10 protein-coding genes are annotated in these 12,242 nt (G+C 64.3%); 8 read left to right on the plus strand and 2 right to left on the minus strand.

Annotation, left to right across the window (positions count from 1 at the left end):
- Position 1 precedes the first annotated feature (1 nt).
- From P1K30_RS16670 to P1K30_RS16695, 6 genes are read left to right on the plus strand one after another with little or no spacing between them, the layout of a single operon-like run.
- On the plus strand, positions 2-1,195 hold the full coding sequence (locus tag P1K30_RS16670; RefSeq protein ID WP_275633892.1) for a CaiB/BaiF CoA transferase family protein: 1,194 nt from the start codon (positions 2-4) through the stop codon (positions 1,193-1,195).
- Positions 1,192-2,310, plus strand: coding sequence for an ABC transporter substrate-binding protein (locus P1K30_RS16675; protein ID WP_275633893.1), 1,119 nt, complete (start codon positions 1,192-1,194; stop codon positions 2,308-2,310). The genes P1K30_RS16670 and P1K30_RS16675 overlap by 4 nt, the downstream gene beginning before the upstream one ends.
- Positions 2,307-3,074 (plus strand): enoyl-CoA hydratase/isomerase family protein, encoded by a 768-nt coding sequence (locus P1K30_RS16680; RefSeq protein ID WP_275633894.1) that lies wholly within the window; start codon positions 2,307-2,309, stop codon positions 3,072-3,074. Before P1K30_RS16675 ends, P1K30_RS16680 begins: the two co-directional genes overlap by 4 nt.
- Positions 3,075-3,076: 2 nt before the next feature.
- The gene (locus tag P1K30_RS16685; RefSeq protein WP_275633895.1) at positions 3,077-4,030 is read left to right on the plus strand and encodes an ABC transporter permease; all 954 of its coding nucleotides are present in this window, start codon (positions 3,077-3,079) and stop codon (positions 4,028-4,030) included.
- A gap of 25 nt (positions 4,031-4,055) precedes the next feature.
- Positions 4,056-5,027 carry a sugar ABC transporter substrate-binding protein gene (locus P1K30_RS16690; protein ID WP_275633896.1) on the plus strand — a complete coding sequence of 324 codons (972 nt, stop codon included), beginning with the start codon at positions 4,056-4,058 and terminating at the stop codon, positions 5,025-5,027.
- A complete protein-coding gene (locus P1K30_RS16695) occupies positions 5,024-6,571 on the plus strand; it encodes a sugar ABC transporter ATP-binding protein (RefSeq protein WP_275633897.1) in 1,548 nt (515 codons plus the stop codon). The genes P1K30_RS16690 and P1K30_RS16695 overlap by 4 nt, the downstream gene beginning before the upstream one ends.
- A 32-nt stretch (positions 6,572-6,603) precedes the next feature.
- On the opposite strand, the gene P1K30_RS16700 is transcribed toward P1K30_RS16695, so the two are convergent.
- Together P1K30_RS16700 and P1K30_RS16705 are read right to left on the minus strand one after the other, a co-directional pair.
- A complete protein-coding gene (locus P1K30_RS16700) occupies positions 6,604-7,452 on the minus strand; it encodes an aldose epimerase family protein (protein ID WP_275633898.1) in 849 nt (282 codons plus the stop codon).
- 102 nt (positions 7,453-7,554) lie between these two features.
- Complete coding sequence (locus P1K30_RS16705; RefSeq protein ID WP_338052378.1) at positions 7,555-7,935, minus strand: winged helix-turn-helix transcriptional regulator; 381 nt, start codon at positions 7,933-7,935, stop codon at positions 7,555-7,557.
- Between the two features lie 77 nt (positions 7,936-8,012).
- Here P1K30_RS16705 and P1K30_RS16710 point away from each other — a divergent pair, with 77 nt between their 5' ends.
- On the plus strand, positions 8,013-9,530 hold the full coding sequence (locus P1K30_RS16710; protein ID WP_275633900.1) for an amidohydrolase family protein: 1,518 nt from the start codon (positions 8,013-8,015) through the stop codon (positions 9,528-9,530).
- Positions 9,531-11,112: 1,582 nt separating this feature from the next.
- Positions 11,113-12,242 (plus strand): cadherin-like domain-containing protein (locus P1K30_RS16715; RefSeq protein ID WP_275633911.1); only part of this gene is annotated, 1,130 nt, incomplete at its 3' end.

Raw genomic sequence — 12,242 nt, forward strand, 5'->3', positions numbered from 1 at the left:
AATGGGAATTCTGTCTGGATACACGGTGCTGGACTGTTCCATCGCGATGGCCGGGCCCTTCGCGGCGCAGCGGCTGGGCGACCTTGGCGCCGACGTCATCAAGATCGAACCGGTGTCGGGCGAATGGCAGCGCCATGCCCCGGCGGGCGGTATCACGGGGAACGAGATCAACGTCAGCTTCCTGTCCCTGAACCGCAACAAGCGGTCGCTTGCGGTCGACCTGAAATCGGAAGAGGGCCGCGCCGTGGTGCTGCGGCTGGTCGAGAAGGCCGACGTGTTCATCCAGAACTACCGCGCGGGCGTGGCGTCGCGGCTGGGCGTCGATTACGACACCCTGTCCGCGATCAACCCCAAGCTGGTCTATGTGTCGATGTCCGGCTTCGGCGAGGATGGCCCCTATGCGAAGCGTCCGGGTCAGGACCTGCTGTTGCAGGCGATGTCGGGCGCGATGATGTCGACCGGCCGGGCCGGAGAGCCGCCGCAGGCTGCCGGGCAGTACCTTGTCGACGCGATCACCGCCTATAACGCGTTCGAGGGCGCGCTGGCCGCGCTGCTGCACCGCGAGCGCACGGGCGAGGGCCAGAAGGTCGAGGTGAACATGCTCGACTCGATCGCCACCATCCAGATGCAGGAACTGTCGGTCTTCACGGTTGGCGGCAAGCCGCAGCAACGCAGCGCCGAGCCGCACGCGCATGTCTATATCCGCTCGCCCTATGGCACCTTCGCGACGCAGGACGGCTACATCGCGCTGGCGATGCCCAACTTCAAGGGTATGGCGCTGGCGCTGGACGAGCCTCGGTTCGAGGGGCTGGACGAGGAAACCGTCGGCTGGGAGGATCGCGACGCCGTCTTCGCGCTGACCCGCGAGGCAATCGCCAAGTTCACCACCGAAGACGCCCTGAGCCGGCTTGAGGCGCAGGGGATCTGGGTATCGCCGGTTTATGGCTATGCCGACCTCGTGGCCGACCCGCAGATCGCGCACAACGGAACCTTCATCGAATACGATCACCCGACCGAGGGCCACGTGAAGACGCCGGGTTTCCCGATCCGGTTCTCGCGCACGCCGTCCGAGCTGAAACGCGGCGCGCCGCGCGTGGGCGAGCATTCGTCCGAAGTGCTGGAAGCCGCGGGCTTCAGTCCCGACGAGATCGCGGCGATGGTCGCGGGCGGGGCGGTCAAGGTGATGGGCTCATGACCTTTCGCGGACTGACATGGGATCACCCGCGCGGACGGCTGGCGCTGGAACGCGCGGGCGGGCCGGTGACATGGGACGTGCAGCCGCTGGAAGGCTTCGAAAGCGCGCCGATCCGTGAGACCTGCGCCAACTACGATCTGGTGGTGCTGGACCACCCGCATTTGGGCGAGGCGCTGAACGCGGGCTGCCTGCGGCCCCTGGACGAGCTTTTCGCCGCCGCTGATCTGGACGCCATCGGCGCGCGCACCATCGGGCCCTGCCTTGAAAGCTACGAGATGGCGGGCCGGCTGTGGGCGCTGCCGCTGGATGCCGCGACGCAGGTGATGGCTGTGCGCGGGGACATGGTGCAGGACGTGCCCCGGACGTGGGACGCGGTACTGGACATGGCGCGCGCGGGCGGCAAGGTCGGCCTGTCGCTGGCCGGTCCGCATGCGTTCCTTAGCTTCCTGTCGGTGGCACAGGCGCTGAATCCCGGCATGGATCTGCGCAACGGCGACGTTTGGGTCCCGACCGACACGGCCACGCAGGCCTTGGCGATCCTTGGCGAACTGGCCCGGCTGACGCCGGAACAGGTCTGGCCGCTGAACCCCATCGGCATTCTCGACCTGATGAGCAACAGCGATGCGCTGGCGCTGTGCCCGCTGGTCTACGGCTACGTGAACTATGCCGATCACGCCCTTGATAAGCCGATTGATTTCCACGATGCACCCAGCATCGGCGACGGTGCGCCCGGCTCGATCCTCGGCGGCACCGGCATCGCCGTCTCGACCCGCTGCGAGATGACCGAAGACCTGCGTGCGCATCTGCTGTGGCTGATGCGCGAGGACACGCAGACCGGGTTCATCCCGCAGAACGCTGGCCAGCCCTCGGCGCGGGCCGCATGGCAGGACGCCGACGTTAACGCGCCGGTGGGCGGGTTTTACGCGCAGACGACGCGGACACTAGAGACGGCGTCGATCCGGCCCCGGCACGACGGCTTCATCGCCTTCCAGTCGGACGCCTCGGCCCTTCTGCGGGAAGGGTTCCAGAGCAACTGCCCGGACGGCAGGCTTGCGTCGGACCTGGCGGATTTGTTCTCGCGTTCGCAGAAGACGGTAGGGAGGAAAGCAGGATGAACCAGCCGCTTACGCTGGACGTGACGGGCCACGTGGCCACGATCACCTACAACAGGCCCGAAAAGCTGAACGCGATGACGCCTGAGATGGCGGATCTGCTGAAGGCTGCGGTCGCCCGGTGCAACGCCGACGACGCGGTGCGGGTGGTGATCCTGACGGGCACGGGCAAAGCGTTTTGCGCCGGTTCCGACATCGCCCTGCTCGAAACTTACGCAACCCCGTGGGAGTTCCGCAACCGGACCGAGTACTGCGACATCCTGCGGGCTTTGCTCAAGCCGTCGATCGCGGCAATCAACGGGTATGCGTTCGGCGGCGGCCTGGAGATGGCGATGTCCTGCGACATCCGGATCGCGGCCGAGACCGCGAAGCTCGGCGCGCCTGAAATCAAATTGGGCTGGATCGGTGGGGGCGGCATGACCGTGCACCTTGCGCAGTCCATCGGACCCTCGAACGCGGCGCTTATGGTGATGACCGGCGAGCCGGTGACGGCGGCGCAGGCACAGGCTTGGGGGCTGGTCAGCGACCTGACCGCACCCGATGCGCTGATGGCGCGCGCCAACGAGATCGCGGGCCAAATCGCCGCCCGCGCCCCGATCGCGGCCGAGGCGGCCAAGGCCAACCTCAAGGCCGCCTACAACATGCCGCTGGAACAGGCCGTCGCCTACGAGCGCGACCTGCAGACCATCTGCTTTGCGACCAGCGACGCGGACGAGGGCCGGGCGGCCTTCGCCGAGAAGCGCAGCCCGAATTTCGAGAAACGGTGACGATGATGATGACGACGTTGAAGGCACTGACCAGAAGCCGGGAGTTTTCGGTCTTCGCGATGCTGGTGCTGGTGGCGCTGTACCTCAGTTTCGCCAACGAATACTTCCTGTCGCAGCGCAACCTGATGAACGTGGGGCGGCAGGGCGCCGTCGTCGCCATCGTGGCGCTGGGGCAGGCGCTGGTCATCATTGCGCGGGGCATCGACCTGTCGGTCGGCTCTGTCATCGGGCTGTCTGCGGTCTGTTCCGCGATCACGCTGGACGTCACCGGCTCGAACGCGCTGGCGCTGGCCGCCGGGCTGGGGGCGGGCCTGTTCGCCGGGGCGCTGAACGGCCTGATGGTCACGCAGTTCCGCATCAACCCCTTCATCGCGACGCTCGGCATGTTGTCCATCGCGCGCGGCGTGGCGCTGTTGATGACCGGGGGGATCCCGGTGACCTACATGGGCTGGGCCGAGGTGCTGGGCGCGGGCCGGATCTGGGACATCCCCGTCTCGGTCATCCTGATGATCGTGCTGGCGCTGATCGTGCACCTGATTGCCGCACGCACGGTGACGGGGCGCGAGATCTACGCGGTGGGCGACAACCCCAAGGCCGCGCGGCTTGCCGGGATCGACACCAGCCGCATCCGGATGATCGTGTTCGCCTTCTGCGGACTGCTGTCCGGCCTTGGCGGCATCATCCTTGCGGGCAACCTTGCCAGTGCCGACCCGAACCTCGGGATGGGCTACGAGCTTGACGTCATCGCCGCCGTGATCCTTGGCGGCACCGCCCTAAGCGGCGGCCGCGGGTCGATCATCGGCGTCTTCATCGGCGCCATGCTGATGGCGCTTCTGAACAACGCCTTCGTGCTGCTGGGCATCTCGGCCTACTGGCAGGTCGTGACCAAGGGCCTGATCATCATCCTTGCGGTGGGGATCGACGGTCTGCGGCGCGGCAACGAGGCTGACGACTGACAGACAACCATTTCAAAAGGGAGGAATGACCATGAAGACCACCTATCTTGCCACGATGCTGACCGCCGCAAGCCTGTGGGCCGGCGCAGGCATCGCACAGGACCTGCCCGAGGGCGGCACCGTCGCCGCCGAGCAGGCCGCCGAAGAGGAAGTGCGCATCGCCTTCCTGTCGTTCCAGAACAACCCGTTCTGGATCCCGGTGACCGAGGGCGCGATGGCCGCCAAGGATTACCTGGCAGAGTTCAACGGCACCGTGGATTACGTCGATCTGGGCGACGAACTGTCCGCCGAGGCGGTCGTGTCCGGCATCGAGGCGGCGCTTGCGCAGCAGTATGACGGCATCGTCGTGGTTCCGATCTTCGACGGCACCGCGCGGATCATCAACGAAGCCACCGCCGAAGGCGTGCCGGTGTTCTCGATCATCGCCGAGGGCGCCGTACCGTCGGACCGCCTGTCCTTCATGGGGCAGGATGCCATCGCGGCGGGCGAGCAGATCGGTGAATTCATCGCCGAGCAGATGGACGGCGCGGGCAAGCTGGGCGTCATCACCGGCTATTTCGGTGCGACGCAGCACCAGATGCGGATGGACGGCGCGCTTGATTACCTTGAAGCGAACGCGCCCGACATCGAGGTGCTGGGTCCGTTCGAGAACCGCGACAAGGCCGAAAGCGCCTATTCGCTGGTGCAGGACATGTACACCGCCAACCCGGATCTAGAGATGGTCTACGTCACCGCAGGCGGCCCGTTCGGCGCGGCGAAAGCGGTGCAGGATCTTGGTCTGACCGGGCAGGTCGGCGTCATCGGCTTCGACCATACGCCGGACAACATGGCGTACCTCGAAACCGGCGAGATGGTCGGTCTGCTTGACCAGGCGCCGTTCCAGCAGGCGTTCGACAGCTCGGTGATGCTGTTCAACCACCTTGTCACCGGTGCCGAGGTTCCCGAGCTGATCAAGGCCGACGGCAACCTGATCACCCCGGCAGACGTCGCGAAATGAACCGCGACGGCGGACACCACGACACCGCGGGCGGCAGCACTGCCGCCCCGGTTCTTCGGCTGGACGAGGTCGGCAAAAGCTTTGGCCCCGTCAAGGTGCTGGAGAACGTCTCGCTGACCGTCGGCGCGGGCGAGGTCATCGGCCTGCTGGGCGAGAACGGCGCAGGCAAGTCGACCATGATGAATATCGTCTCGGGCGGGCTGCAACCCAATGCCGGTGAAATCACCTATGACGGCGCGCCCGTGCGGTTCGGTTCGATCGCCGAGGGCATCGAGGCGGGTATCGCCTTCGTGCACCAAGAGTTGTCGGTCGTCGGCGCGCTGAGCGTGGCCGAGAACCTGTTTCTGGGCCGGATGCCGCGCACCTCGACCGGGCTGATCGACCGCCGCGCGATGCGGGACGGCGCGCGCGGGATGCTGGACGCCGTCGGCGCCCGCGGCATCGACCCCGACGCCCTTGCCGGATCGCTTCGAGCCGGCGAGCAGCAGCTTGTCGAGATCGCCCGCGCCGCCGCGCGCAAGCCCAAGCTGCTGATCCTTGATGAACCCACGTCGTCGCTGACCCCCTACGAGGTCGAAGGCTTCCTTGATTTCGTCCGTCGCGCCCGGGACGAGGGGACGGCGATCATCTTCATCACGCACCGGCTGGAAGAAGCGATTTCGCTGTGCGACCGGCTTTTGGTGCTGCGCAACGGCGCCGTCGTTTCGGACACGCCGTCGGACAGCGCGACGAAGGACCAGATTATCGCGGACATGACCGGCAAGGCGGGTCTTTTCGCCCATGCCGACCGCACGTTGACCTCGACCGAGACTGCGCTGGAATTGAAGGGTGTCACCGTTCCGGGCCTTTTGGACGACGTGTCCCTGTCGGTTCGCAAGGGCGAGATCTTCGGCCTGTTCGGACTGGTCGGCGCGGGCCGTACCGAGCTTTTGGAAACGATCTGCGGCGCACGCGCGGCGGCGTCGGGCGAGATGCGCCTGCTGGGCGAGCCGCTGAATGTGTCGTCACCGGCCGAGGCGCTGGCGAAGGGCATCGCACTGGTGCCCGAGGGTCGCAAGACGGCAGGCATCTTCCCGCAGCACTCGGTGCGCCGCAACGCCTCTATTTCGTCGCTGCGCAAGGTCGCGCGGGGCGGGGTCGTCTCGGCCCGCCGCGAGGCAAGCGAAGTCGGCCGCGAACTGGACGCGCTCAGTGTGCGGATGGAGCATGACGAGCGGCTGATCACCACGCTGTCGGGCGGCAACCAGCAGAAGGTGATCTTCGCCCGCACGCTGTTGTCCGACCCGCGCCTGTTGTTGCTGGACGAACCGACGCACGGCGTCGACGTCGGCGCGAAGGCAGAACTGTACGACATCGTGCGCACCGCTGCGGACAAAGGGCTGACGGTCATCGTCGTGTCGTCAGAACTGCCCGAGATCACGGCCCTGTGCGACCGCGTCGGTGTCCTGTCCAAGGGGCGGCTGGCCGGCGTTCTGGACCGGGCCGAGATGGACGAGGCGCACATGCTGAAGCTTGCCTTCAGCGCGCATGAGGCGGTGGCCTGAACCCGGTCACCTTCTGTGGCTGGGTGCGGGGCTCAGAACGCCGTGAAGGTCGCCGCGTAGCGTGCCGATCCGCCCGGCGAAAGCCAACTGGTGGACGGGCGGTCGGCGAACTGACCGTCAAAGCCGGTCGGATCGCCGTGGCCTGTCCAACCCTCGATGGCGACGAATGGAGCGCCCGGTGGCGCCCACAGCACGATGTGGGGAAAGCCGTCGAAGGTTGCGGTCAGGCCGTGGCCATCGGGGCCGGTCATGGTCAGCGACCGGCTGGCGGCGTTCAGCAGGCACAGAGAGCCGACCCGCTCGAACAGGGCGGGTGACAGGGACAGCCGCGTGCCGTCGATCCCCGATGGCTGCCGCTGATCGCTGAACAGGCGGTCGATGATCACCGGAACCTCGGCGGCTTCGGCCTTCTCGAACCCGATCTCGCCAAGGCCGTCCGCCAGCGTGAAGCCGGGGTGCGCCCCCAGCGCGTAAGGCATCGGCGCGTCGCCCGTGTTGGTCACGGTCAGCGTCTGTGTCAGGGTCTGCTCGCTCAGGGCATACCGGATCGTCAGGCGGAACGGGTAGGGGAACAGCGCCCGCGTGTCCGCATTGTCCGAAAGGCTTAGCGTGACGGCGTCATCCGATTGCGCCGTGACCGAAAAATCCGCGTCCTTGGCGAAGCCATGCAGCGGCATCGTGACCTCGGTTTCGCCGTGCCTTACCCGGCCGTTCCGGGATGCCCCGCAGACCGGGAAGAGCACCGGCGCCGAACCGGGCCACCAACGGTCGTCGCCCGGCCAGAGAACCGCGCGGTCCGAGATCGACCATGCGACGGCTTCGGCGCCCGACGTCGTGACGGCCGCCTGTACCGTGCCACAGCGAAGATCAATCTTGGTCATCGGGCGAGCCTCTCGCAACGCATTGGGGTCACGACCTTTTCAGGGGACATGCAAGCTGCTCCTGACCGACGGCAACCGCCCGGTCAAGCGGGGCCTTCAGTGTCACGCGGTTTCCGCCTGCTCTGCGTCGTAGGCGGCTTGGTTGCCTTCGATCCGGTCGGCGTTCACCGCCGACCAGTGGCAGATGCCGAACAGCGGAGCGATCAGGCTCTCGCCCAGCTCGGTCAGACGGTATTCCACCTGCGGCGGCGTCTTGTCGGCATAGACCTTGCGGCTGACCAGACCATCGCGTTCCAGCCCGCGCAGCGTCACCGTCAGCATACGTTGCGAGATGGACTCGATCTCCCGGCGCATCTGGTTATAGCGTTTGGGGCCTTCCGACAGGATCAGGATGACCAGCACGGTCCATTTGTTCCCAACTGTCGAGAGAATAGGGGAAATTCGCCCGCAGTCCCCGGGCACAGACATGTTCCCTAGCTTCATAAATGTGCCTCCTTGCGCGGCATTCCGCGTACTTTAAGTACGCTGCTTACCAATAGTACCTTACTGGAGATATCCAAATGTGTGAGATTTGCAAGGCGACGCGGACCGCGGTGTCGCAGTCTGCGTCGCACGGCCCTTCGCGCCGGGCCTTCCTGCGCGGCGCCCTGACCGCCGGTGTGTCCGCGCTGGCGCTGCCGTCCTTCCTGTCGCGTCCCGCCGCGGCGCAGGACATGCCCGCGAACGTCGGTGCCGCGGGACGGCGGACGCTGATCCGTGGCGGCCACGTTCTCAGCATGGATCCCGAGGTCGGCGACTTCACCGGCGACGTGCTGCTGGAAGGCAGCCGCATTCTGGACATCGCGCCCTCTATCGACGCGGGCGATGCCGAGGTGATCGACGCGACGGGCCGGATCGTGATGCCCGGCTTCGTGGACACGCACCATCACCAGTTCGAAACCGCGCTGCGGTCCTTCCTGCCGGACGGCATCATGTTCGCCGATCCGACCCGCCCGGGCGAGCCGAACTATCTTGATGATATCCTTGGCAAGTTCTCGATGGTCTACCGCCCCGAGGACGTCTACATCTCGCAGCTGTTCGGCGGCCTCAGCCAGCTTGACGCAGGCGTGACGACGGTTCTGGACGTGTCGCAGATCCACCACTCGCCCGAGCATTCCAACGCGGTAATCGAAGCGATGCAGGCCGTCGGCCGTCGCGGCGTGTTCGGCTACTTCGAAGGCTACGGACCCGACCTGCAATACCCGCAGGACGCCCGCCGCATCCGAAACGAATACTTCGCCAGCGACGACCAGCTGCTGACGATGCTGATGGGCGGTGAGGCCTATCTGCCGGACGTCGATCCGCTGGACCTGTGGAACCTTGGCAAGGAACTGGACCTGATGGTCGGCCTGCACGTCGTGGGGTCGCTGGGCATGCAGGCGAAGATGGACGAGCTGATCCCGCACTACACCGACAAGCACCTGTTCATCCACATGACCGGCATGTCCGACGCCGCGTGGGACCGTGCGCAAGAGGTCGGCGCGCATGTCTCGCTCTCGGTTCCGATCGAAATGCAGATGCGCCACGGGATGCCGCCGATCCAGAAAGCGATCGACATGGGCATGGCGCCGTCGCTGTCGGTAGACGTGGAATGCACGATGACCGCCGACTTTTTCACCCAGATGCGCGGCGCGATCACGCTTCAGCGGGCGATGGCGAACCAGATCGCGCTGGAAGAGGGCCCCAAGGCGGCGCCCGCGCTGCTGTCCTCGCGCGAGGTGGTCGAGTTCGCGACGATCAACGGCGCGAACGGGCTGAACCTTGGTCAGAAGACGGGCAGCCTGACCCCGGGCAAGGAAGCGGACATCGTGCTGCTGGACGCGAACGCCCTGAACGTGGCGCCGCTGAACAACGTGCCGGGCGCGGTGGTGACGCTGATGGACCGCTCGAACGTGGAAACCGTTCTGGTGGCGGGCGAGATCAAGAAGTGGAAGGGCGCGTTGGTCGGTCACGACATCCCCGCGCTGCGCGACCGGATCATCGCCTCGCGCGATTACCTGTTCGAGACGGCGGACGTGGAAATTCCGCTGTTCGACTAAACCGACCGGAGCGTCGCGCCCGCGCGGCGCTCCATCCTATTTGACGTTTCAGGTGGAGGGTGTCTGGTGTCCCTTTGCCGTGCCGCCGGGCAGGGTGTCTGATCCGCGCAGGCGAACAGCCCGCCCCATGCAGCCGAGATCAAAGCGCGATGGCCCACCCATCGCGGCGCGGGTCGGCTTGAAGAACCCGAAATTCGTCGTCTGAGAGCGCCATTGAATTGATCCTTCGGCTGGTGTGAGCCGCGCTGTTTCGGCGCGTGGCGCGGATGCAAGGTGGCATCTTACCAAGCGGCGCGGTCGGGCTTGCCGGGCAAACTGATCGCGTTGGATGATGTTTGGACTCGTTTCAACAACAGCACGACAGGATCTCCAAGCGCATCGCAATGTTTCAATTCCGACACAATTCAGGGAAACATAAAGGGTGTAAGCGTTCAGACTATTCACGAATACCCCGCTGAAGTCGCGTATAAGTTGTGTGATCTGGCGTGCGGCTTAGAATTTTGAAGATATTGAGGAAATTTGTTGACCTAGTTGCCTTGATGATAAAGCTTCTCTTGGAAATTTAAGATTGGTTTGGGGCGCTTATCTATACAGTCTTACGTAAATGATATTAAGTTTTTGGGTGTGTCCCGATTTTTTGCGTACGTACTGTATTGAAGCCTTCCTGTGCTTGGGGGAGCTGGGTTTGGGTTTTGATCGGAACAGCAACGTCCGGTTTAGCGGGGCCGACTGGCGTGTGCTCGCATCGGGGACTGGCCGTCGACCGAATTTCGGACGTGAGACAGAAAGAGGTCGTGCCGACCGCGTGGGATGCCGGGGCCTGACTTCACTTGGCGGGTATAGTTTGCTCCAAATTCCGAGTGATGGCCGACTGTTCATGGCGACAGGCGAAAATCCTTTGGGTCACAGTCGTCTGCGGCCCGCGTGTGTGCGGCTGCAAGCAAGTGCGCCAAGAGATCATGCCACTGAGTGTACCGGCATCGTCGTTGCAGATGGGGTTCGTAACCATTTGCCATACGTCCACAGGCGCCCAGCAGAGAAATCGGCCGGTCGGAGTTTTTCGCGGCGAGAGCGAATGGCGAGGCCTCGGGTCAATTGCGGATGTAATGCTTCCCGCATTTTTGAAAATTGGGCTCAATTTGAATAAGCAGTATCCCGTCTAGGTCTATCCAATGCGTGTTTTGAGATATGCCTTTTTATTGGGGTCCTTCGTTTCGAGAATTATGATTGGTGGGAATACTTAATGGCCGACTTCGAGATTTCTGTTTACTCCGTTTCGATTGGTGAGTTTGACACGGCGCTGAACTTTGGTGATTTCGGAGCCACGTTCAGCGTTTCGGACCCCATAACCGTCACAATCTCCGATGACGACGGTTTCATCGACGCGGGAACATTGGGCGTCACGAACGTGCAGATTGGTGACGACGATCAAGGGCCGATCACCGACATCACTTTTCGTACGATAACGGTCGGAGGACTGGATTACCCCGTTGCCATCATCGAGCGGGCGGCTGTCGCGGACTATCTGATTGTTCCGATTGATCCTTCGAGCTTCTCCATCACCGACACCCCTTTGCCAGTTATGGATGGATACAGTGTTGGTGACGATTTTGTTCTAGGCGCGCCGTTGTCACTTGAAGTCTCTGACGACTCCAACACCAGCCCGATAGGCATCAACGACATTCTTTCAACGGACGAAGATTCCCCGCTCGTTGGAAATGTGCTTGCAGACAACGGTTTTGGTGCTGACTTCGATCCTGACGGAGATTCCCTGACCGTTTCGTTGAGTTCCGACCCGTTGAACGGCAGCGTGACGCTGAACCCGGATGGGTCGTTCATCTATACGCCGGATGCCAACTTTAGTGGGGGGGACAGCTTTAACTACCTTGTCGATGACGGCAACGGGGGCACGGACATCGCGATAGTGGCGGTGATCGTCAATTCGGTGAACGACGATCCGGCGGCGGCGGACGACAGCTATGTCACGGACGAGGATACGAGCCTTGTGATCTCGCTGCCGGGTGTGCTGGCGAACGACACCGACGTCGATGGCGATCCGCTGTCGAGCATTGTGGAAACGGGCCCGTCGAACGGCAGCTTGACGCTGAACCCGGACGGGTCGTTCACCTATACGCCGGACGCGAACTTCAATGGGTCGGACAGCTTCACCTACCTTGTCGACGACGGCAATGGCGGGACGGATAGCGCGACGGTGACCCTCACCGTGAACGCGGTGAACGACGATCCGGTGGCGACGGACGACAGCTATGTCACGGACGAGGATACGAGCCTTGTGATCTCGCTGCCGGGTGTGCTGGCGAACGACACGGACATCGATGGCGATACGCTGTCGAGCATTGTCGCGACGGGCCCGTCGAACGGGACGCTGAGCCTGAACCCGGACGGGTCGTTCACGTACGATCCGGACGCGGACTTCAACGGGACCGATAGCTTCACCTACCTTGTCGACGACGGCAACGGCGGGACGGACACCGCGACGGTGAGCCTTACCGTGAACGCGGTGAACGACGATCCGGTGGCGGTGGACGATAGCTATGTCACGGACGAGGATACGAGCCTTGTGATCTCGCTGCCCGGTGTGCTGGCGAACGATACGGACATCGATGGCGACACGCTGTCGAGCGTCGTCGCGACGGGCCCGTCGAACGGGACGCTGAGCCTGAACCCGGACGGGTCGTTCACGTACACGCC

This window comes from Psychromarinibacter halotolerans, assembly GCF_029168315.1.
GTDB classification, from domain to species: Bacteria; Pseudomonadota; Alphaproteobacteria; order Rhodobacterales; family Rhodobacteraceae; genus Psychromarinibacter; species Psychromarinibacter halotolerans.

Bases quoted from the DNA above. Each gene is read 5' to 3' on its own strand.
- P1K30_RS16670 (WP_275633892.1), top strand. From the start codon at position 2: ATGGGAATTCTGTCTGGATACACGGTGCTGGACTGTTCCATCGCGATG.
- P1K30_RS16675 (WP_275633893.1), top strand. From the start codon at position 1,192: ATGACCTTTCGCGGACTGACATGGGATCACCCGCGCGGACGGCTGGCG.
- P1K30_RS16680 (WP_275633894.1), top strand. From the start codon at position 2,307: ATGAACCAGCCGCTTACGCTGGACGTGACGGGCCACGTGGCCACGATC.
- P1K30_RS16685 (WP_275633895.1), top strand. From the start codon at position 3,077: ATGATGATGACGACGTTGAAGGCACTGACCAGAAGCCGGGAGTTTTCG.
- P1K30_RS16690 (WP_275633896.1), top strand. From the start codon at position 4,056: ATGACCATGAAGACCACCTATCTTGCCACGATGCTGACCGCCGCAAGC.
- P1K30_RS16695 (WP_275633897.1), top strand. From the start codon at position 5,024: ATGAACCGCGACGGCGGACACCACGACACCGCGGGCGGCAGCACTGCC.
- P1K30_RS16700 (WP_275633898.1), bottom strand. From the start codon at position 7,452: ATGACCAAGATTGATCTTCGCTGTGGCACGGTACAGGCGGCCGTCACG.
- P1K30_RS16705 (WP_338052378.1), bottom strand. From the start codon at position 7,935: ATGAAGCTAGGGAACATGTCTGTGCCCGGGGACTGCGGGCGAATTTCC.
- P1K30_RS16710 (WP_275633900.1), top strand. From the start codon at position 8,013: ATGTGTGAGATTTGCAAGGCGACGCGGACCGCGGTGTCGCAGTCTGCG.